At 54.4% G+C, this 21,363-nt stretch carries 18 protein-coding genes and 1 pseudogene; 11 read left to right on the top strand and 8 right to left on the bottom strand.

The features are described from left to right. Window positions 1-201: 201 nt before the first annotated feature. Window positions 202-1,245 (top strand): MBL fold metallo-hydrolase, encoded by a 1,044-nt coding sequence (locus RBB82_RS13115; RefSeq protein WP_433970997.1) that lies wholly within the window; start codon window positions 202-204, stop codon window positions 1,243-1,245. Between the two features lie 290 nt (window positions 1,246-1,535). Here RBB82_RS13115 and RBB82_RS13110 read toward each other — a convergent pair whose 3' ends face one another. After that, window positions 1,536-2,564, bottom strand: a complete 1,029-nt coding sequence (locus RBB82_RS13110) for an IS110 family transposase (protein WP_433975378.1) — start codon at window positions 2,562-2,564, stop codon at window positions 1,536-1,538. Between the two features lie 286 nt (window positions 2,565-2,850). Further along, the gene (locus tag RBB82_RS13105; protein ID WP_433970995.1) at window positions 2,851-3,411 is read right to left on the bottom strand and encodes a hypothetical protein; all 561 of its coding nucleotides are present in this window, start codon (window positions 3,409-3,411) and stop codon (window positions 2,851-2,853) included. Between the two features lie 91 nt (window positions 3,412-3,502). Here RBB82_RS13105 and RBB82_RS13100 point away from each other — a divergent pair, with 91 nt between their 5' ends. Further along, complete coding sequence (locus tag RBB82_RS13100) at window positions 3,503-6,274, top strand: PAS domain-containing protein (protein WP_433970994.1); 2,772 nt, start codon at window positions 3,503-3,505, stop codon at window positions 6,272-6,274. A gap of 103 nt (window positions 6,275-6,377) precedes the next feature. On the opposite strand, the gene RBB82_RS13095 is transcribed toward RBB82_RS13100, so the two are convergent. The 3 genes from RBB82_RS13095 to RBB82_RS13085 form a co-directional block, all read right to left on the bottom strand. Then, the gene (locus RBB82_RS13095; protein WP_433970992.1) at window positions 6,378-6,653 is read right to left on the bottom strand and encodes a hypothetical protein; all 276 of its coding nucleotides are present in this window, start codon (window positions 6,651-6,653) and stop codon (window positions 6,378-6,380) included. 38 nt (window positions 6,654-6,691) lie between these two features. Continuing rightward, window positions 6,692-7,066, bottom strand: coding sequence for a tautomerase family protein (locus tag RBB82_RS13090; protein WP_433970991.1), 375 nt, complete (start codon window positions 7,064-7,066; stop codon window positions 6,692-6,694). A 169-nt stretch (window positions 7,067-7,235) separates the two neighbouring features. Further along, window positions 7,236-8,612, bottom strand: coding sequence for an NAD-dependent succinate-semialdehyde dehydrogenase (locus tag RBB82_RS13085; protein ID WP_433970989.1), 1,377 nt, complete (start codon window positions 8,610-8,612; stop codon window positions 7,236-7,238). 600 nt (window positions 8,613-9,212) lie between these two features. Here RBB82_RS13085 and RBB82_RS13080 point away from each other — a divergent pair. The 5 genes from RBB82_RS13080 to RBB82_RS13060 all read left to right on the top strand — a co-directional run bounded on the left by RBB82_RS13080 (window position 9,213) and on the right by RBB82_RS13060 (window position 13,238). Beyond that, on the top strand, window positions 9,213-10,307 hold the full coding sequence (locus RBB82_RS13080; RefSeq protein WP_433970988.1) for a quinone oxidoreductase family protein: 1,095 nt from the start codon (window positions 9,213-9,215) through the stop codon (window positions 10,305-10,307). A gap of 138 nt (window positions 10,308-10,445) precedes the next feature. After that, window positions 10,446-10,919: a nuclear transport factor 2 family protein gene (locus RBB82_RS13075; RefSeq protein ID WP_433970987.1), complete on the top strand. Its 474-nt coding sequence runs from the start codon at window positions 10,446-10,448 to the stop codon at window positions 10,917-10,919. A gap of 30 nt (window positions 10,920-10,949) precedes the next feature. Then, window positions 10,950-11,906: a PAS domain-containing protein gene (locus RBB82_RS13070; RefSeq protein ID WP_433970985.1), complete on the top strand. Its 957-nt coding sequence runs from the start codon at window positions 10,950-10,952 to the stop codon at window positions 11,904-11,906. Next, the gene (locus RBB82_RS13065; protein WP_433975377.1) at window positions 11,907-12,251 is read left to right on the top strand and encodes a PAS domain-containing protein; all 345 of its coding nucleotides are present in this window, start codon (window positions 11,907-11,909) and stop codon (window positions 12,249-12,251) included. A gap of 15 nt (window positions 12,252-12,266) precedes the next feature. Then, complete coding sequence (locus tag RBB82_RS13060) at window positions 12,267-13,238, top strand: ATP-binding protein (protein WP_433975376.1); 972 nt, start codon at window positions 12,267-12,269, stop codon at window positions 13,236-13,238. 22 nt (window positions 13,239-13,260) lie between these two features. On the opposite strand, the gene RBB82_RS13055 is transcribed toward RBB82_RS13060, so the two are convergent. From RBB82_RS13055 to RBB82_RS13045, 3 genes and pseudogenes are all read right to left on the bottom strand, one after another. Next, window positions 13,261-13,692, bottom strand: coding sequence for an organic hydroperoxide resistance protein (locus tag RBB82_RS13055; protein ID WP_433970983.1), 432 nt, complete (start codon window positions 13,690-13,692; stop codon window positions 13,261-13,263). A gap of 502 nt (window positions 13,693-14,194) precedes the next feature. After that, entirely contained in the window at window positions 14,195-14,773 is a 579-nt protein-coding gene (locus RBB82_RS13050; protein WP_433975465.1) for a hypothetical protein, read from the bottom strand. A 64-nt stretch (window positions 14,774-14,837) separates the two neighbouring features. Beyond that, window positions 14,838-15,104: pseudogene (locus tag RBB82_RS13045) on the bottom strand (IS110 family transposase); the annotation flags it as partial. Window positions 15,105-15,637: 533 nt separating this feature from the next. On the opposite strand from RBB82_RS13045, the gene RBB82_RS13040 reads away from it, so the two are divergent. From RBB82_RS13040 to RBB82_RS13025, 4 genes are all read left to right on the top strand, one after another. Next, window positions 15,638-16,504, top strand: a complete 867-nt coding sequence (locus tag RBB82_RS13040) for a neuromedin U (RefSeq protein ID WP_433970981.1) — start codon at window positions 15,638-15,640, stop codon at window positions 16,502-16,504. A 137-nt stretch (window positions 16,505-16,641) separates the two neighbouring features. Further along, window positions 16,642-17,607, top strand: coding sequence for a 2-hydroxyacid dehydrogenase (locus tag RBB82_RS13035; protein ID WP_433970979.1), 966 nt, complete (start codon window positions 16,642-16,644; stop codon window positions 17,605-17,607). Window positions 17,608-17,930: 323 nt separating this feature from the next. Continuing rightward, window positions 17,931-19,607 (top strand): benzoylformate decarboxylase, encoded by a 1,677-nt coding sequence (mdlC, locus tag RBB82_RS13030; RefSeq protein WP_433970977.1) that lies wholly within the window; start codon window positions 17,931-17,933, stop codon window positions 19,605-19,607. Window positions 19,608-19,813: 206 nt separating this feature from the next. Next, window positions 19,814-21,316: a carbohydrate porin gene (locus RBB82_RS13025; RefSeq protein ID WP_433970976.1), complete on the top strand. Its 1,503-nt coding sequence runs from the start codon at window positions 19,814-19,816 to the stop codon at window positions 21,314-21,316. Window positions 21,317-21,363 lie beyond the last annotated feature (47 nt).

Raw genomic sequence — 21,363 nt, 5'->3', positions numbered from 1 at the left:
GAAATCAAGTGACAAAACTTCCGGTTTGCCCGTCAACTGCGAACCATTCTCCGACCCATCAGAATGGTGCATCTCCGACCGGACTGGAAAGAGTGTAACTTGTTGTTTGGCGGCCTTGACCGGAACGTTCGGGCTGAGTTTTCGAATTCTTCGCGTCTCGCAAGCCGTCCAATGGTCCCAATCGAAGGCAGGGAGATCGCAATGACTACTGGGTCGCGGGTAATTTCGTGGTCTGCAACGCTTCTGCTTGTTGTGGGTTGCGCTACTACAACTCCTGCCGCTCCGGCAACAGCCGAAGCTGCCAAGGCACAGATCACTATCCTCTATGACGCGTTCGGCAAACCGTCTGCTATGCAGAAGGATTGGGGTTACGCTGCCCTGATCGAATACGGCGGGAAGCGAATTCTGTTCGACAGCGGTAACAATCCCGACATCCTTGCGCAGAACACAAAAGCTAAAAACATCGACCTGTCAAAGTTGGATTTTGTTGTCATGTCGCACCGCCACGGCGATCACATGGGGGGCCTGGCCTATCTGTTGAAGGTGAACCCTACGATGAAGATCTATGCGCCGAAGGATGGACTAGGCGGCGTCTATGGCACGGACTGGCCAAGCAGTTTCTACCGCAAGGATCCTTCTCTGCCGCCAGAACAGCGCTATTACAGCGGCGCGCCGCCAGAGGTCATACGGTTTGGATCTGCCTGGCCGGGCGCGAATATCCAACTCGTGGACAAGACGGGTGAGATCGCCCCCAACATTTACCTGATCTCTCTGATTTCGGATAAGCCAGGCACGCTGGAGATGCGCGAGCTCTCGCTAGCCATCAAGACGCCCGAAGGCATGGTGATCGTAGTTGGGTGTTCGCATCCGGGCATCGACAAGATCGTCGAAGAGGCCAGCACGATCAACCCGCGCATCCACATGGTCGCAGGCGGGTTTCACCTCGTAGTTGCAAGCGATTCGGACATCGAGAAAATTGTTGCGACCCTGCATGACACGTTTCGAGTGGAGTTCGTGGCACCCGGCCACTGCACCGGCGAGCCTGCTTTCACAGCGCTCCAGAAGGCGTTCCGCGATCATTATCTCTACGCCGGGTTGGGTACGAGCCTAGCGCTGGGTAGTTCCCAAAATAAGACGTCGAGTGAAGAGAATCTAAATCGACTAGCGAAACTTTCGAATCGTAAGCTAATCGGGACTTATCTACTTGGCCGAATAGTCGCCTTTCCGGACATCCATGATAAGTAAAGTCAAGGGAAAAGCGAGAATCTTCGTGCCGCGCTCGGAGGGCGCGGGATGATGTATGTTTTGCAGTTCCTTTCATAGCGCTTTTGTTTTTGGTTCCTGCGGTGGAACGCAGAACCAGACATCCATTTGCTGTCTCGGGCCGTAGCCGTCACAGATGTTTGAGTTGAGGTTCTCTGCCAGTCTCGAAACAAGTGAGTTGGAGCCTTGGGAGCGGATGCTCCGTCGCTCAGCCGAAAAGTTGTGAGACCTGGCAGAGTGCGCTTGAAAAGCCCTGAATATGGCAGCAGCAGTTATGCTGCGACGCTGCTGTGAACCTGGTGAGTTACGAAGGCACGTTCTCCTCGATCGATGGCCAGAAGGTACGCTGCCAGCTTGCGGGCGACGGCGATGGTGGCCTGGTTGTGGTTGCTCTGCGCGGCTTCGCGCTCGTAGAGAACGGCCAGCTCCGGGTTGAGTCTCGGAGCCAGATGCGCGGCTTCCAACAGCACCGTCTGCAAGTGTCGATTGCGCTGCTTGGAGATGGGCATGCGCCTGGAACTGTCAGCCGAGGTCTTCTCTCCGCTGCACAGGCCGCGGTAGCTGATGACCTGCTTGACGGAATGGAACCGCTCGACCTCGCCGACTTCGAGCACCCAGGTCAGCGCCGTGACGTGGCCGACGGCAGGGATCGTCATCAGCCGCTCGACTCGCGTTGCCAGCAGTGGGTCGGCTTCGAGCGAACGCAGCAGAGCTCGTTCCGTCTTCTGGGTGCGCTCGATCATCTCGCGCGTGAGCTTCAGCAGTGGCCACAGCGAGGGGTCGATCTCCGGGTTCGCGGGTAGAACCTGGTGGAAATATCCTTGCTGATGCAGCTTCTCCTTGTTGTAGCTGACGCCGGACTCCATCAGCAGCTGCGCGATCTTGTTCTTCAACTGGACGTTCTGCCGGACCAGCAGCTTCCGGTAGCGCAGGGTGCGCCGGCGCTGCCGGATCTCCATCGGTGCCATGTAGCACTCCGGCAGGAAGTCACAGCGCAGGCAGTCGGCGATCTTGCCTGCATCGATGCGATCGTTCTTCTTCTTCGCCACGGCAATGGCACGCAGCATCAGCGGATGAGCCACCTTCACCGCTGCCGCGTGCGGTCGAAGGTAGTCGTAGATCCAGCCCGTAAACATGGTCGCTTCCATCGCCACCGTCCAGGGCTTCGCCAGCGTCCCAACCCACTCCCGCAGGCCCTGCCGCGTCGCCGGTATCTTGCCCTCCGACTGCACCTTGCCACTGATGTCCTTCACGCAATAACTGATCGTCTTCTTGTGGATGTCCAACCCGATGAAGTTCATACTGGTCACGAGGAGCCTCCTTGGATGTCTCTGAATCAGCCGCTTCCGCTGAGTTCAGCCCTTGTACACCAAGTGCTCCTCAGCCCAACGACTTATCCATACAAACAAGTGACCTATCGTTCAACTGTTGCTAACAGGCTGATGCGTTCCACGCAAAAATTCCTAAGGCTCGCTATTGAACTCCGCAGCGAGTTTTTTCATTGCTGCATTTTCACGGGTAACTTCGCCAGTCTCTCGACTGTGCAAAGCTATCTCTGCGGCGATTGAGCGACCGAGAATTGACTGATCAATATTCCCAAACGAGCCAGGCACGAGGTTTCCCAACCAACCGACCCAGACCGGCGTATGAGCGTTTGCCGACAATGATGCCGGGTCGAAATATGGCGAGGCGGGCAAAACCAACGTTACGCACGGTGTCTTCCTTCATGCCCATTATTCGCACATAGCGAAACCGGCTGCGAGCTGTGCTTCCTGCCGCAGAAAGCAGGCAAAACTGGGCGATTCCGGCGTCATGGCAGCCACCCGCAAAGGCGCCGACAACGCCGAGCTCAAGTCGTTGCAATTCTTCTTCGCTCCAGCGCATCGATCCAGAACCGACACCCACACAGCTCACGGCGCTGACGGGGCCTTGGCTTAGGACTTCGCGGGCAAGGGCGGCAGTGCGCTCGGCAAAGTCCGCAGCGCCGGTATCAAGAACGACGTTACGCACCCGCGATCGCGGCGCAATGGGCTTTCTGGTAACCATCACCACTTCCCGGCATTCCGAAGTTGCCAGCAGTTCCGCAACGGCTGCACCACCGACTTGCCCGGTACCACCAAGCATAATTGCTGCGAAACTCTGCTTCACAAATGGGACCTCTGCTTCGGTAAGGATGCATAGCCCCGTTCATCCAGAGGGAATCATACTTGGTCTCGATTCTAAATTGAGCCACTGAGGCGTGGCTATTCTCAATTGGCGCTATCAGACGTGGCTGTTGAAAAGCCCGATATTCATTGTGCCTTTATGGGCTGACTGCTCTGGGTGTACCATCGGCACCATGGAAGCGGCTGAGCCTAGTTCCGTCGATGATCAGACTCTGCGTCTTCGGCAGATTCTTGATTCGTCCCCTGCCCTGATCCACACAGGGACGCCAGACGGCTCTCTCGATTTCTTCAATCGCACCTGGTGCAAATTTGTTGGAAAACCTGTGGAAGAACTCTACGGGTGGGAATGGATCTCCTGCGTTCATCCGGACGATATCGGAGTGCTGCTCGAGAAATGGCGAGAGTCAATCGCCACGGGAAATCCATTAGAGACAGAAGCTAGAGTACGTCGGGCTGACGGTGAGTTTTGTTGGATGCTTCATCAGAAAATCGCACAACGCGACGCGGATGGAACAATCATTCAGTGGCACGGGACAAGCCTTAATATTGAGGCCCGAAAACAGGCGGAGGACAGCCTTCGGAAAAGCGTCGACGAACTGCAAACAAATAAGTATCTCTTGGCAGAAGCGCAGCGTCTGGGACAGTTGGGCAGTTGGTCCTTTGACCCAGCGAAAGGTTTTGATCATTGGTCACCCGAACTTTTTCAGATCCACGGCCTTGAACCCACTCCGGAGGCTCCAACCTCCGAAGTATATTTGGCGCTCGTCCACCCCGAAGATCGTGAATTCATGGCTTCGACCATGGATCAAATGCTTAGAGAAGCTTTCGGGTTTGACGTCACGAAACGCATCGTACGTCCTGACGGCCAACTGCGATACGTCCGTTGTGTGGGGTCGGCAGCCTCTAAAACGGGTAGTCTGAAGCGAATTGGCGTAGGCGTCGATGTTACAGAGCACGAGTTGCTGACGCGGGAGCTCCGGCGTCGTGAAGCCTATTTGGCGGAAGCCCAAAGGTTGAGTCACACGGGCAGTTTTGGCTGGCGACCGGGCAGCGGAGAGCATGTCTGGTCGGATGAAACCTATCGTATCTTCGAATACGATCCGGCGACCACGGTCACGCTTGACATGATCGTGGAACGCGTTCATCCCGAGGATCGTAATTTGGTGCTTGAACTCATAGAACGGGCTTCTACCAGCGGCGGCGCCATCGATTGCGAGTATCGTTTGCTCTTTCCCGACGATCGCGTCAAGTATGTTCGAGTTCTGACGAGGCCGCTGAGAACCGTTTCCGATGACCTCGAGTTCGCTGGGGCGGTCATCGATATTACCGAGGCGATACGGGCGATTAACGAGGCAAAACGGGCAGAAGAGAAAATCCGACTCAGCGAGAGAGAGCTTCGGACTCTCGTTGAGGCGATCCCCGCCTATGTGGGGACCGCCCTGCCTGACGGAACTGTTGATTTTCTGAGCCAGAGTTGGTTGGACTACTCCGGCCAGACCAGAGAAGAGGCTATGGGGTGGGGCTGGGCAGGTGCAATTCACCCCGACGACGTCGACCGACAAATGGCTAACTGGCGCACGGCATTGGCCGCCGGAGAGCCTTTAGAACAAGAGGGGCGATTCAGAAACGTTGATGGAATCTACCGCTGGTTTTTGAACCGCAACATACCTCTTCGGGATGAAGATGGAAGCGTCATCAAGTGGTACGGGATTCTATTCGACATCAACGCATTGAAGGAGACTGAAAGCGCCCTTCAAACGAGAGAGCATCAGCTCATTGGCATTATCGAAACCATTCCCTCAATGCTTTGGTCATTGTGGCCGAGCGGAGAACCAAATCATCTCTCTCAAAGACTCCTTGAATATCTTGGGGTTTCCTCCGAAGAATTAGCTCATCGGGGATGGCCGAGCCTCATACATCCCGATGATCGAGGCGAGCTCACGAAAGTATTCGGCCATGCAATCGAAACTGGAGAATCATTCAGCGCAATTCACCGCTTGCGACGCGCGGATGGAGAGTACCGCTGGCATCATGCGATGGCTGAACCTCTGCGTGGTCCCCAGGGGAAGATTATTGAGTGGTATGGCCTATCGATTGACATCGATGGAAGGAAACGGGCGGAAGACCACCTTCGGGATACGCGCATCAAGCTCGGCAGAGCATCGAGAATCGCAACGGTGGCAGAGTTATCAGCATCGATCGCTCATGAACTCAACCAGCCGCTTATGGCTGTGCTTGGAAATGCTCAAGCCGCCAAGCGTTGGTTGGCAGCCACTCCGCCCGATCTATCCGAAACAAACTCCTCAATTGAGCGGATCTTGAGAGATATTCGTTTAGCTGATGAGACCATGCAGCGCATTCGTGCTCTTTTTAAGAGCGAACCATACGAGAAGAATGACGAGAATGTTCTGGACATCCTTCGGGAGTCCCTACGTTTCGTCCATGAAGACCCTAAAAAGCGCAAGGTTCGAATTGAATGGTCCATCGAAGGTAGCCTACCCCCAATTTGTGTCGACCGCATTCAAACCCAGCAAGTATTTATCAACCTGATTTCGAACGCAATTGAAGCGACCGACGGGAGTGCAAATACAGCCAAGATTCTGCTGAGAGCTTTTGTTACACAGGAGCACGAGGTCATCGTCCAGGTGATCGATAATGGCACGGGACTCGAAGATACCGAAAAGATATTCGATGCCTTTATGACAACCAAGGAAAAGGGCATGGGCATTGGCCTGGCCGTCTCAAGATCTATCGTAGAAGCCCATGGCGGACGGCTCTGGGCGGAGAACAATCCTGACCACGGCGCCACTTTAAATGTCGCCTTGCCCGCGTCGTCAAAAACGTGAGGTTTGCTAACTTCTCGTTGAACGATCTTCGCCCTTTGAACCCACAATAAAATCTCGGCGAGCCATGATGCTCTCGACGGGTTGCTAGCGATCAAATCTTTGACTACTTGTTAACCGCATCCTTAACGCCATCGCCGGTCTTTTCTGTACCGGTCTTGACACCTTTTCCGGCATCTTTGGCCGTGACCTCGGCTCCGTGGCCAATGTCCTTGGCGCCAGTCTTCGTGGCGTTGCCGATTTTCTTAGTCGCGTGCTTGACGGCATGACCGGTCTTGGTTGCAGCTTTGTCCGCGTCGTGTGCAGCATCTTGGCCAATCGCCATACCCGCGCAGAGAACCAGCAATGCGGGAATCACTGCAATCGTTGGTACCTTCATCATTTCTCCTTTTCATTTACAGCCATCAGTTTGAGCAACCTCTATTCGTGTCCGACCGCTTGCATGATCTGGCCCATCTCCATGGCATTGCTCGATGGAATTTCCTGAAGCGATAGGGCGAGGTGATCGGTAGCAATCCCGGTTAGTCCCTGAAACATCGTCCAAAGCTGCTGCAGCATGTCTGTCTTCTCTTCCGCGGTATGCCCGCTTCGCAGCACACAATTGAGCGCGGCGGTAGGAGCTTTTTCTCCACCGGTAAATCCAGACCCCTTCGGATACGAGAGGAAGACAACGCGCACAAAGTTCTTCGGCACCTTCATCACAGAAGTGTGGATTCGGGTGATCTCTTCTGCAATTTTCGCCTCGGTCTCAACAGAGACAATACCCTCTTGAGTAATCGCGGTGTAGAGCGGCATTTGTATGACTCCTATCGGGTCTGCCATGGGAATGAGAGAGGGTTCCTCCAATCACGAAGATCGGCGATTTCAAACCCCGTGCAAACTTGTCGTGATAGATATTAGTTATCGGCTTACAAACGGCCTATCACATGAATCTGGCAGTTTGGGTTTCTATAGGCTCGTGGTTTTATGCAGGAATGTTGGGGACAAGGACGAGCTTTTTGTTCACAAACTCCTCAAGCCCCAAATTGGAGAGTTCCTTCCCGTATCCGGACCTCTTGATACCGCCGAACGGAAGATCAGGCCAGCTCACATCCGGATAGTTGATGAAGACCATCCCCGTCTCGACACGGCTGGCGACACGCTTGGCCCTCTCGATATCTTTCGAGTAGACCGACCCTCCGAGTCCAAATGGCGAATCGTTAGCAATCGCGATAGCTTCAGCTTCATCTTTAGCGGGAAAGATAAGCGCAACAGGACCAAAAAATTCCTGCCTGTACGCTGGGTTGTCAGGCGTGAGGCCTGTAAGAATGGTAGGTTCCAGAAACGCTCCCACTGTTCCTGCACGATGTCCGCCAAGCAGAACTTTGGCGCCATGACTCGTTGCGTCATTGATTTGACGAAGTATCAACTGCAATGCTGCGTCCGATGATAGCGGTCCGAGCGTCACGCTCTCGTCGAGAGGGTCTCCGAGTTTCAATTCCTTGGCGGCAGCGACGAACCGCGGAAGGAATTTATCGAGGATCGATTCGACTACGATGAACCGCTTTGCGCCAATGCAGGTTTGCCCGTTGTTACCGAATCGACCGAGAATAGCCATGGCAACGGTGTGGTCGAGGTCGGCGTCATCGAGAACGATAAACGCGTCACTTCCACCCAATTCCATTGTGGACTTTTTGAGATTTTTGCCAGCCCTGGACGCCAAGGCGGTTCCAGCTCGCTCTGAGCCAGTGAGTGCAATCGCCTTGACTCGAGGATCGTCGATCAATGCGCCGGATTGGTCGTTACTGAGGAATAGATTGGTGTAGACACCAACCGGTACCCCAGCGTCCTTGAGAGCCTTGTCAAACGCAACTGCGCATTGGGGCACACCCGGCGCGTGCTTCAACAGCATTACGTTGCCCGACATGAGGTGCGGGCCGACGAAGCGGGCCAACTGGTAATAAGGATAGTTCCACGGCTGAATGCTTAACAGAACGCCCAAGGGAGAAAACTCAAGATGGGCGTCTCCCATCGCGGACTTAAAGGGCTTCGGTGCAAGGAACCCTCCGGCGTGGTCTGCGAAATATTGAAGGATCGCGGCGCTTAACTCGACTTCGCCGTGGCTTTCCGCAATTCGCTTGCCCATTTCAAGGGTGGCAAGCTTAGCCAGCTCGCTCTTCCGTTCGAGCAGAAGCTGGGCGGCGCGGGAAATAATCTTTGCGCGTTCCTCGATTGGACGTGCCGCCCAGGACACGAAAGCCTTGTCCGCGGTAGCCAGGGCATCCATCATTTCCTGATCGGTGTGCTCGATGAAGGTCTTAAGGACTTCTCCAGTAGCTGGATTTACGCTGCTATATGACACGTTGAGCTCCTCTGCGATTGGCGTAAAAGTGGACCACCACACCGCATCTCGCGGCATGCATCGTCAAGAACGTTGAATTGCACGCACCGGAATGAAACATTCCAGCAGGTGAACAGCGATAGTAGCAATCCGGCAGAGTTCGATAAATTACATATTCCTTGTAGGCGATGGCCGCGCGGCACGGATCGCACTGTGTTCTCTTAGGGAGGGTTGAACAGGTATTTTTTGCCAGGGCAGACTGAGATTGAATCGCGTGTCGAAACTCAGGCTTTTTCTCGGCCCTCGTGAACTTTAACAATCGGGCGGGCAAGCTGCCAAATCCGATCCCCCATGCCCTTATAGAGATGATCGGTTCGTAGTCCTCTAACCCCACATACTTGATGGAAGAGCCTCGACACAACGGCTCCGCGATGCGTACTAGGAACATGTAATTTTGCGAGTAAAGACACGGAGATAGTATTTGCGGTGTGCTCCGGGAACCTCACAGAGTCCCACAAGCTGTCCGAAAAGGCGCACGAGGACTACTCAACTAAGTCAAGCAGGATCTGCTCGATGTCCACAAACGATAGTCCCGGTCACGGGCAGAGAGGAAATTGTTCCATGAAAGCGATTCAGATCACTTCGACTGGTGGTCCTGAGGTTCTTGAATATCGCACGATCTCCGACCCGATTCCGAAACGCGACGAAGTCCTCATTCAGGTCCATACATCAGGCGTCAACTTCATCGACGTGTACTTCAGAGATGGTCATTACAAGGCTCCATTGCCGTTGGTTCTCGGAGGAGAGGGATCGGGGTACATCGCGGCTCTCGGAACAGACGTTTCGGGATTCGAGGTGGGTGACCCTGTAGCGTGGTTCGGCCCTCTGGGCAGTTACGCCCAACAAGCCGTTGTCCCGGCCGACAAAATCGTGCGGGTTCCCTCAGGCATGGACATGGAAACCGCGGCAGCTCTCATGGTGCAGGGAGCGACAGCATATTGCCTGAGCCACCTCACTTACCCCCTTAAGCGCGGCGATACGGCTCTCATTCACGCCGCAGCGGGAGGTGTTGGATTCCTTCTAACGCAGATGGCGAAGCTGTGTGGCGCCAGAGTATTTGCAACTGTTTCAACAGAAGAAAAAGCCGAGTTGGCTCGGCGAGCCGGCGCCGATGAAATCATCATCTATACCCAAACGAACTTCGACGAAGAGATCATCCGTCGCACGGATGGCAGACGAGTCGATGTCGTCTACGACGGCGTGGGCCGAGCAACATTTGAGCAATCGCTCAAATCTCTCAAGCCCCGAGGCCTTCTAGCTTTATATGGAGCTGCGAGTGGGCCAGTGCCCCCCTTCGAGCTCGGACGCCTGGCGCAGATGGGATCCCTCTACATCACACGGCCAATAACGAAGGACTATGTCCCAACTCGTGAGGATCTGACAACCATCATGGACGCCGTCTTCAAGATGTACCTAGCTAAAAAACTTGAAGTTCTAATAGACCACCGTACGCGCTCAAGGACGCCGCGGAAGCCCACAGAGAGCTCGAGAGTCGCAAATCCACTGGGAAGCTGGTGCTATCTATCGGGGCTGAAAATGGAGCGAAGGAGAACCAGGACGCATACTCGAAATGAAATCCGGGAGGCTGCTGACGCCTTAAAACTTTTGGTTGTAGCAACAAGTCTCTCCTCTTACGTGGACGGCGCGGCGGCCTAAGATCGCTTGAAGCAAAGGGGCTTCTGTGCTCACCGACTAATGAGCTGCAATGGGGTCGAGTTCCAGCCGAAGTCAACTACATAAATATGTATACGGGGAACGCTCTCATTCCAGTCTCGCCTTCTTTATCCTCATTGAATGGCAATCCATAGAAGCATTTCCCCTGAAGAAGCTGCAGATCGCCTAGCGCTCAGAGAGTTAGTGGACGCGTATGCCCATTGCGCCGACCGCAGAGACGCAAAAGGCCAAATGGCTCTGTTCACCGACGACACGCGTTTCGTTGTGTACATGGATGCCAAAAGCGATGTTCCATCCCAGGAATTACAAGGCCGCGATGCACTCGCACCCGTCTTCGATAACCTGAACCAATACCAGGCCACGACTCATTTCAACGGCCAGAGCACGATCGTATTGGATGGGACTGAAGCGACTGGCGTCAGCTATTGTCTAGCGCATCATGTATCCGTACATGGAAGCGAGCGCAGCCTCATGATCGCTTCCCTACGCTATCTCGACAGGTTCACGAAGATCGGTGATGCCTGGTATTTCGCACAACGAAGACTCCTCGTGGACTGGATTGAGAAGAGGAAGATTATTGAACCGAAGGTTTAAGACAAACATCCAAATCGCTCGGAGAACATTGTGGAAGGCCTGACAAAGTCAGTCGGCTACGTTTCAAATGGTTTGCGATCTGATGGTGACAAACAGGGTTTGGACTTCCGCCGAGTCGCGGATACCGTCCCTGGCTGCATCCTGGTTGCGGATGCTGATGGCAAAGCCCTATACGCGAACAAAAGGTTTGTTGCTGCGCTTGGCCGCTCTCTGGAGGAGCTTCTTGGAGAGGGGTGGCTTGAGAGCGTGGAGCCTGCATTCCGCGAGGAAGCGAGGGCGAAGTGGTATGACTGCATTCGAATGCAAGTTCATTTGGATGTGACGTGGCGATTTCGCGTCCACGATGGCACGTATAGATGGCAGCACCTCAGAGCCGAACCCTCATCCCATGAGGAAAGCGACGACGCCTGTTGGTACCTGCTCGGGTGGACGTTGACGAGCAATTCAGGGCACGGGAGGCACTGCAGGCGAGCGAGAGTGAGGCCCGGGAGATTCTGGACCGTGTTCCGGCCGATGATTTCTATACGGACAGAGGAAGGCGTTGCGTACACCAACAACCGCCTGTCCGATTACGTCGGAGCTGTCATAACAGATCTCCGGGACGGGACCTTTCTGGACTGCATCCATCCAGACGACCGTGATACGGTGGTCGCGGAGTACATTACGTCGCTGAATCAGGGACCAATTGAAATCATTTACCGCCTTCGCGGGAAGAACGGGATATATTGCTGGTTTCATACCCGCGCGGAACCACACTTCAACGAAGATGGCAGCATATACCGCTGGTACGCCTTGAACAGCAACATCGACGATCTCTACCGCTCAAGAGAGTTGCTCAGGGAGCGGGAGCTTCAGCTAAATCTCCTCACTGAGACCCTGCCAGCGATTCTGTGGAAAGCCGATCTGAATGGGCAAATCACCTATATCAATAAGAGGGTTGTCGAATACAGCGGCCGTACTCTTAAGGAGATACAGGAGAAAGGCTAGATAGATCTTATCCACCCCGATGATGTACCCGAAATGGTGGCGGTATGGAATGAGCTGCTTGCTGAGGGCGAGGGGTACGACGTCGTTAACCGCTTCATGTGTGCTGATAGACAGTATCGGTGGTTTCACACTTCGGCAGATGTAATTCGGGATGACGCTGGTAACAGAATCGCGTTTCATGGGGTCATGCTGGACACTACGCCCTTAAAAGCCGTGGAGATGGCGCTACAGCAGTCGGAGCAGGAGATGCAGAGGCTCATGGACACTGTGCCCACGATTATTTGGTCTACGTCTCCCGACGGCAATACTGTTTTCACAAACAAGGTTGCACGCGAGCTTACCTGAGCATCACTCGAGGATATCCAAAACGGAAAGTGGATAGAGTATTCGCATCCCGAGGATCGCGATTCAGTATCGCGGGAATTTGCTAAGACGTTGGCGACTGGAAACTCATACAGCGCTGAATATCGACTTCAAATAAAGGATGGCACCTGGCGTTGGGTCTTGAGCCGCGCAGAGCCGTCGAAGGATGAGGCCGGCAACATAGTTAGATGGTTTGGAGTCACCATCGACATCCACGAACGGAAAGTTGCGGAGGGTAAACTTCGTGACCTGAGGGCGAATCTCTCCCGGACGTCACGGACGTCGCTTGTATGGGAGATCTCCGCATCGATCGCGCACGAATTGAATCAGCCGTTGTCATCGTTGCTCGCGAACGCGCAGGCATGTTTCCGGTGGCTGAACGCCCCAACCCCGAACATTGAGAACGCTGTCACCTCAATCGAGCGTGTCGTCCGTGATGGCCGTGCGATAGATGCGGCGATACGCAACATCCGTTCTCTCTACAAGCAACAACCCACGGCTAAAGCTTCATTCAGCATGGTGGAGCTTCTTGGGGAGGTAATTGGGCTCTTGAAGGAAGACGCCAGTCGGAGATCCACGCCGGTCGAGTACGAATTCGAAGAACCTGTCCTTGAAGTTCTCGTGGATCGATATCAGATTCAGCAAATCATCATCAATCTGGTCAGCAACGCGATTGACGCCCTGCAGGACATAGACCGGCAGCCACTCCTGCGTATTCGAATTCGGAAGGCCGAAGGCGGCCGAGTATTGACGGAGTTTATAGACAACGGCCGCGGGCTACCGGATGATGGAGCTAACAATATATTCGACGCATTCGTATCAACCAAAGAGAACGGGATGGGCATTGGACTCGCCATCTCACGTTCCATCGTCGAAGCCCACGACGGAGAGCTCTGGGCTACAGATAATTCGGGTGGCGGAGCTACTTTCAGCCTGCTGCTCAAAGGGTCAGGCGCCAGCCAGGAGTAGATTCATGGTGGCGCCACTGCTTCTAGGCAACAGTCAGTAGTACGTCGAGATTGCCTCGGGTCGCGTTGGAATACGGGCATACCTGATGGGCGTGATGCACCAGTTCCTCTGCAATGGCTCTTTCAATGCCGGGTAGATGAATTGTCATAGCCACGGCAATTCCAAATCCTTCAGCTTCTCCCTTCAATGGGCCAAAGGAGACCGCTGAGTCAATCGCTACATCCTCCGGTATCCGGATGTGGCGCTTTCCCGCAACAACTCTCAGGGCGCCGATGAAACAGGCTGCATAGCCTACCGCAAATAGTTGCTCCGGGTTGGTTCCATTCCCTTTACCGCTCATTTCAACTGGACGGTCAAGTTTCAGATCAATTTGTCCATCATCTGATTTCGCGGTCCCAACTCGCCCGCCCATGGCCTTTGCCCTGGCGGTGTAAATTACCTTCTCGATTGACATAGAATTCCCTTTTTGATTGGTAGTACAACTTGACTCACCTGCCAGACTGCTGACTGATAATCAGCCAAGGCCGCGCTTGCTGCTCAGATAAGTCCACACCCATTGCAGAAAGACGCTGAACCTCTGGCTTCGCAGCCAGGAACCGTGAACGCCGGAATACCAAACTTCAAGCCAAAGGTTAGCAATCGCTTCACGTCGAAACAATCACATGTTCCTGTAACATGCCACCGTTGCGCCCAGTCGCGAATCGCAGAAAGAAACGATCCCGCACAACTCTCTACGAAAATGACATAAAGATGCAATTGCTACGCAATGATGTCCAACTGCGTGCGGAGGTACTTCTACTCGTGAAGGGGGGATTGGTCCGCTAGACACTCGCTTTTAGTGTGCTTGGCGCCGCAGACAGAAAAGGGAAAGGTGCAGGAAGGGGAGACGTCGTCCTGCCGCGCGGCGCGGAGCCGGTTATGCAAAAAAGTGGGGGCCTCGCGACTCCCAACGCTGTCTAGGCTGCCTTGCGACTCTTGCCCGTGCCTGAAGTTACCGGCTTGGTTTCCTTTTTGGTCTTCGCCTTGGCGGCGAACTCCTGTTTTACTTTGAGAGCTATCGCATCGGTGTCCACCTTGTAAATGGCCGCTGCCTCGCGGAGAGCATTCGTTCCGTTGCTTCGTCCTGTAGCAATCACAACACTAACCTCGACAAGAAGGCGAGAGAGTGTCCCCTCAGCAGCGCGGCGTAGGAAGGCGGCAAACAACTTGTCCAGCATGTCGGTTTCCCGATCTTTGCGGATACCGTGCTGCCGGGCCAGTGTTTGTAGCTGCCACTCATTCAAGAGCGGGAACGCGTCTGTATCAGGACAAATAACAAATCGCGCTTCATCAGACGCACCCGGAACTGCGTCGCCGATGGCCTTCAAGACGCGAATGCTCGTGGTATTGGCGATGACTTGCTCCTTGCGTTGCTTCTCCTGTTCTGCCTTCCACTTGGAATCGTCCCGGTTCGTCTCCTGTTTCGGATGATGGACCGGGCAGGTGGGATTGGCACAGACCTTGTGAACAGTACCGACGTCGCTGGCTACGGCCATGTCTAAGCAGGAATGCGAGCAACTGCTGGCGCGCACGCATCAGGTGCATCGATGCATCCACTCGGGCTCTGACCAGGTCGCGAAGTGCTTCGTGCGTGGTGTCTGGAACCCAGACGGGCGTTAGGTCGCCGGGCCTGTGCAAGATCGCCAGCTTCTCCGAATCGCGCCTGTCGGTCTTGATCCGCTCGCCAGGCTTGCGCGGGATCATCGACGGCGCGACCACAATGCACTTGTGCCCAAGCGCAGTGAGCTGGCGATGGATGCCGTAACCACAACCACTCGCTTCATAGCAGAAGTCGAGCTCCCCATGCTTCGAGCGTCGCTTGGGCATAATGGCTACATCGTCTGCCGCGTTCGGAATCACTCCCAGGAACCGCACCGGGCCGTTCCGCCCGTCTTCCGCAATGCTGATCTAGATGATCTCCTTGTGGACATCCATCCCAACAAATGATCTGACTGTCTGCATGGCTCTGATCCTTCTCTCTACAGGAGAACCGAAGCCGCGCCCACTCCAAGAGAGACATACAGACTGAGCGTACTTAGCACTTCCGTTACAAAACAGATCGAAGACATGGTTTACAGCGAAGCGCGACGGCGACGTTTCCTCAGCTTTGGTCAACGCACGACGATGTTGTATGCCCTGGAAAGAGAGTTTGGATCTTGGATCAACGTGCGGTTTTTGTCGAGTTATCTGAAAGAGGAGATGTCAAGTAGCGGACCTGTGCCGTGAGGATGGAATCTCTTAATGCATACCCCAGAAACATGTAATTGTTCGCTTCTATTTCAGTTGCTACTCTCAGCCTGTCTTACTTCGGAAGCATTTGGTTGAAGACGAGCAAGTCCGCCCGGCAAGGATAAACAAGCATGAGTTGCAATGTTCGATTTGTTACTGCTTCTGATTGGATCGTGTCACGTAGTAAAGTTCGCGCTGGAATCGTCTCGATCGTGGTGGGGATGGTTGCTATATTCGGGGGCGGAAGCTCACCAACATTCGCTCAGAATTCGGATATCGCTAAGCAAGCTCAGAATCCGATCGCGCGCCTAATTTCAGTGCCGTTCGAGAATGATTTCAACCCTCAAACAGGAATCAAGAAGGACGACAGCTACGTCCTGCAGATGAAGCCTGTCGTCCCCTTCAAGTTGTCGAATGATTGGAATCTAATTACCCGAACCATTATTCCGGTAATTCAGGTGCCCGACCTCACCCCTAGCATAGGCGGTGTGAGCGGGATAGGTGACGTCAGCCTATCGTTGTTTCTGTCCCCAACAAAGTCCAGCCACATCATTTGGGGTGTAGGACCAATAGTTTCCATTCCTACCGCCTCAGAAAACATACTCGGAACAAAGAAACTCAGTGTAGGCCCCACTGCTGTTGTTCTCAGAAGCCAAGGACACTGGCTATTTGGAACGCTGGTAAACAACGTATTCTCCGTGGCAGGACCATCGGCACGACCGGACGTCAATCAGATGGTGATGCAGCCATTCGTAAATTACAACTTTCGTCACGGGTGGTATCTCACATCCTCACCGGTCGTCACCGCAGACTGGGAGAAACAACGAGCCCAACGATGGCTAGTTCCTGTGGGCGGCGGAGCTGGGAAGATCGTGCGGATCGGTGTCGTGCCCGTGAACATGTACACCCAATTCTTTAGCAATGTCGAGCGTCCGCAGGGCACCACGAACTGGTCCGCAAGGTTTCAGGTGCAGCTCCTTTTCCCGAAGAAGGGGTAGGAGATGAAAGCGGTCTAGGTTCGAATCCATAGGGGGACCTGAGATCCTCGAATGACGCCCACTTCCTAACCCCGTGCCGTCAGCGGCGACTAGCTCTTCTTGTTGAAAGAACGCACCTTTTGGGGAGAACAGAATTCATGAAGAAACCGGTCTTGGTAGTGACGTCGCATTTCATCAAGCCAGTTGAGACGCGGATCAATAGCGAATACGATGTCCGGCGCAAAGAAGACGGAACAGCCTTTACACGGGAAGAGTTCCTCGCCGCGGCAGATGGCGCAGACGCAATTCTGATCACGCCATTCGACAGGCTCGATGCGGATTTCTTCAGACGAGTCTCACCCTCCGTCAAGGTGATCTCAACGCATTCCGTTGGCGTAGACCAAATCGATATGCATGCCGCGGCGGAACGAAATATCGCAATTGGATACACCCCCGCCGAAGTAACCGACGCAACGGCGGACGTAGCCATGTTGCTGCTGCTTGGCGCTAGTCGCAGAGCATTCGAGGCACAGGATCTGATTAGAAGCGGTGAATGGACGGTTTCTCGCGCGGCCGCACTTTTGGGCTGGCAGGTGACGGGAAAGACCCTCGGAATTCTGGGTATGGGACGAATTGGTCAGGCGGTTGCGAAACGCGCCCGGGCATTCGGCATGAATATTCATTACTCAAATCCGCAGCCGCTTCCAGGGGAAAAGGCGAGCGAAGCTGTCTTTCATTCCGATCCATCGGAGCTTCTCGGTGTGAGTCAGTTCCTCAGCCTGAATACCCCGGAGACGGAGGAGACCCATCACTTCCTTAATGCAAGAACGATTGCCCTCCTTCCGCGAGGTGCGATTGTAGTGAACACTGCCCGGGGTGGCTTGATCGTTGATGAAGATTTGATTGCTGCTCTCAAGAGCGGCCACCTTGCTGCGGCCGGTCTCGATGTGTTTGAGGGAGAACCAAAGCTCAATTCCGGCTATCTCGAACTCAAGAATGTCTTTTTGCTGCCGCATATCGGCACTGCAACCATCGAGAGCAGGACGAAGATGGGCATGGTTGCACTCGACAACATTGATGCTGTGCTGAATGGCAGGCCGGCGCCGTCATTGGCCAAGGTTTAGACATCAGCGACGCGCAAAGGGCCGCCGTCGACGGGCGATTGTCTTCTGTGCTCACGCTTCGTGATCGCAATAAACCCAACCATCGAACGTTAGAGCTACTAGATTCATGTAGTTTCGCCTGGCTATCAGATGTGGGATGCTTCCGACATATGGTGACGAGTCCAATGCGCAGACCAACGACATTGTGAGGCCCGTCACCATGAACTACCCATTGCGCAGGTTCTCAAGCTTTCGGGAACTTGTCACCATTTGTTCAGGACTACAGTAGCACTTCGTGACGATCCAACGCCGAAGAGCCGGACACCGCATTAGGAGATTTGGAAATGAGCAGAAACAGCCAAACCGCAGTCCTAGAGGCGCTCAAAGATGAGCGACGCGAAACTCAGCCGACAGTCTGGGATGTTACGTATGACCTCTTACGGAAGCTAGGATTGACAACGTTTTTCGGAAACCCGGGGTCGACAGAGCAGCCGTTTCTTAAGAACTTCCCGAAGGACTTTGAATATGTACTTTGTCTGCAGGAGGCGACTGCGGTAGCGATGGCAGACGGCTTTGCTCAAGCTACTGGAAAGCCAGCGCTGCTGAATCTGCATACGTCTGCGGGGACCGGGCACGGCATGGGCAACATCATGACGGCCTTTCAGAACAAAACGCCCCTCATCATCACGGCGGGTCAACAGACACGCGAGATGATCCTTTGCGATCCATATCTTACGAACCGCGAAGAGACGAACCTACCGAAGCCATGGGTTAAGTGGGCATATCAACCAGTAAGGGCACAAGACGTCCCCGGAGCAATCATGAGGGCCTATACGGTTGCTATGCAACCGCCTGCAGGCCCGGTATTCCTATCGATTCCGCTCGACGACTGGGATCAGCCGGCCCTGGGAGAGGCGGTCGTTCGAACTGCGAGCTCGCGGTACTCTCCAGACCCCGAGCGGCTTGCTCAGTTCGCCGAAAAGATTCGGAAGAGCAAGAATCCAGTTTTGCTTTACGGGCCTGAGATCGAGCGCGCAGGCGGTTGGGATGCCGGCATCAAATTTGCGGAGCGCTTGAGAGCTCCGGTGTATATGTCGCCGCTATCTGATAAAGCGTCCTTCCCTCAAACTCACCCGCAGTTTCGAGGTATGGCCCCGTTTGCGATTGGGCCACTGAGCAAAAAGCTTCGCGGCCATGACCTCATCATCGTGGTTGGAGCCCAGGTCTTCCGGTATTACCCCTACGTTGCAGGCGACTACCTTCCCGAAGGTGCTGAACTCCTGCAGATCACCAGTGACCCTTACGATGCGGCCGCCGCAATCGTCGGGGACAGCCTGTTGGCAGACGCAAAGCTGGCTCTGGAGGCATTGAACGAGGCAATTCCGGAAGTGACGTCGCGGCCCGCTCCTGCGGCACCACACATCGAACGAAAACTTCCAGCGCCACCGAATAGCCCTTTAACGGCCCTTGAGGCATTCGCCGCATTGAGCGAGTTGCGGCCAGAAAATGCCATTCTGGTGAACGAAACAGCTTCTAATTTCGGGGATCTCGCGCAGTATTGGCCAATCAACGAGCCCGGTTCCTACTACACCTTTGCGAGTGGTGGACTTGGATGGGGAGAACCGGCGGCGGTGGGCGTTGCGATTGCCCAGAAAAAGCTGGGGACCGGGCGCCCGGTCATCGCTGCCATTGGGGATGGAGCTCTCCAGTATTCGATCCAGAGCCTCTATACCGCGGCTCAACAGAAACTCAAGCTCATCTACATCGTCCCCTGCAACGACGAGTACGCGATTCTCAAAGAGTTTGCGTTGCTTGAAAAAACTCCCAACGTGCCCGCGCTTGATCTGCCCGGACTCAATATTGTCGCAACCGCCAAGGCCTTTGGCTGTATCGGAGTGGCCGCCAATACTACGGAAGAGATCAAGGAGGCTTTCAAAACAGCTCTCGCTGCCGACGGGCCAACGGTAATCGCCATTCGCGTCGCGCATCAACTCCGGCCGCTGGTACCCGACGTGGGCTAGCTTCAACTCAATAGGAACAAACGATGTCTATCAAGATGTTTAAAAACGGCGCCGGAAGAACTGTGCTTTTCACAGTCGCACTTCTGGCGCCGTGCGCCCAAAACAAGCTGTTTGGTCAAGCCCCTAACATAGACGGCCAGTTGGCTAATTTCTTTGAATCATCAGCGAATGTCGTACCCTCACCACACAATAGGTTCGGCGCGCCCATGACGCCAGATGCGGATGTAGGTCAGAACGAGGTCACCAACCCAACTCATGACAATGATCCGATCAAAGAAACAACTACTCCTTCACACGCGAATGCAGCTGACTCCTGGGGCCCAGTTCTAACAAAAAAAGCTTCTATTGCTAATTTGGCACCCTACCTCCTGCCATACCTCAACAACGGACCCGTGTTCGGGTTGCCAGGAACCGACTCGAAAGATTTCCACTATCGCACTCAATTGAGTGGCGATTGGGGCGGGCTGCGAACAGATCTAGCGCGTCATGGATTCTTCTTGGATCTTTACTCAATTAGTGCATATCAAGATGTAGCGTCAGGTGGCCTCAAAACCGGGGGCTCCTTCATTCAAAACACTCAGCTTTCGATGAATTTGGATACCGGGCGCGCCGGACTCTGGCCGGGCGGCATAGTCCACATCACTTTGGAAGCCAGGAATGGAAGCTCTTCAGCGCAAAATACTTTTACCGTGGGCGCCACCGTGCCTCAGTACACCGGGCTGGCCTTCCCGGGTCCCTTCTTCGTCCATGATGTCCTCCCCACGGAGTATCTCTTATTGCAGTCTCTGACGCCGAAATTCTCCGTCATCCTGGGAAAGGTCAACGTGCTCACCCACGCCGACCAAACCCTTTTCGGCAACAGCTACAAGTACGACTTCGCAAACCTGAACTTCAACAAAAATCCGATGGCTCTCAATTTTTACAACACCACTTCGTGGGTAGGGATTGGGGTGTGGACGCCGTCAAAATGGCTAACCGCTTCTGCTGGTGTGTACGATCCGAATAGCGAGGCAAATAATTTCGCCACGAACGCTTTCAATCGGGTAAACATCTACGGCATTACCATCTTTTCCTATAAGATCCGCAACTTGCCGGGCCAATACTGGGGCCAGGCCAACTGGACGAACAAGCCGAAGATCGATTTGACGTCACCCTTTGGGCAGTTGTCACCGTCGGAGGTTCCGCAGGCTGTCGGAGTTCTTTTGGGGACTCCTTCGACTCAGGCTTTGCCCACCAACTATAAGAGTAAGAGTTGGGTTACGATCGGAAACTTTTCGCAGTATCTCTTTGTGAAAGATAGCCCCGAGGCGGTCGCTGCGAAACTCGGGAGTGGCCAGTCGCTCAGAGGAATTGGTCTGATAGGACGCATCGGATATGCCCCAGAGGACACCAACACCATCACGCGGGATGGGAGCGTAGCGTTGTTTGCCTATGGCCTCTCCGATCACCGGCCCAATGACAGTTTTGGATTGGGAATCTATCACAATGGAATCAGTCAGCCTTTGAAAGACGACTTCAAGCAACTCACCGCAGCCCCAGCCAATGTGAAAAACGAGAATGGGCTCGAGGTCTCCTACGATTTCGCGATCATTCCGGCGATCAGGCTGATCCCAAGTTATCAGCACATTTGGAACCCGATGGCCGCTGGGGTGGCGAACAATGAACACCACGCCGACGTATTTCTCCTTCGCACGAGTTTGACATGGTGAGGAAGGTCGTTCGGTTGTGAGTGGTATCTGCTGCGCAGAGAGGATCA

Origin of the sequence: Tunturiibacter lichenicola (assembly GCF_051013355.1) — a bacterium.
GTDB classification, from domain to species: Bacteria; Acidobacteriota; Terriglobia; order Terriglobales; family Acidobacteriaceae; genus Edaphobacter; species Edaphobacter lichenicola_F.
Note: the sequence above shows the minus strand (reverse complement) of the source record. Positions and strands in the feature narration are given on the sequence as shown.

Coding starts and splice junctions, on each gene's coding strand:
- mdlC (WP_433970977.1), top strand. CDS start 17,931: ATGAGCAGAAACAGCCAAACCGCAGTCCTAGAGGCGCTCAAAGATGAG.
- RBB82_RS13095 (WP_433970992.1), bottom strand. CDS start 6,653: ATGATGAAGGTACCAACGATTGCAGTGATTCCCGCATTGCTGGTTCTC.
- RBB82_RS13055 (WP_433970983.1), bottom strand. CDS start 13,692: ATGTCAATCGAGAAGGTAATTTACACCGCCAGGGCAAAGGCCATGGGC.
- RBB82_RS13075 (WP_433970987.1), top strand. CDS start 10,446: ATGGCAATCCATAGAAGCATTTCCCCTGAAGAAGCTGCAGATCGCCTA.
- RBB82_RS13115 (WP_433970997.1), top strand. CDS start 202: ATGACTACTGGGTCGCGGGTAATTTCGTGGTCTGCAACGCTTCTGCTT.
- RBB82_RS13035 (WP_433970979.1), top strand. CDS start 16,642: ATGAAGAAACCGGTCTTGGTAGTGACGTCGCATTTCATCAAGCCAGTT.
- RBB82_RS13025 (WP_433970976.1), top strand. CDS start 19,814: ATGACGCCAGATGCGGATGTAGGTCAGAACGAGGTCACCAACCCAACT.
- RBB82_RS13040 (WP_433970981.1), top strand. CDS start 15,638: ATGAGTTGCAATGTTCGATTTGTTACTGCTTCTGATTGGATCGTGTCA.
- RBB82_RS13080 (WP_433970988.1), top strand. CDS start 9,213: ATGAAAGCGATTCAGATCACTTCGACTGGTGGTCCTGAGGTTCTTGAA.
- RBB82_RS13110 (WP_433975378.1), bottom strand. CDS start 2,564: ATGAACTTCATCGGGTTGGACATCCACAAGAAGACGATCAGTTATTGC.
- RBB82_RS13050 (WP_433975465.1), bottom strand. CDS start 14,773: ATGGCCGTAGCCAGCGACGTCGGTACTGTTCACAAGGTCTGTGCCAAT.
- RBB82_RS13090 (WP_433970991.1), bottom strand. CDS start 7,066: ATGCCGCTCTACACCGCGATTACTCAAGAGGGTATTGTCTCTGTTGAG.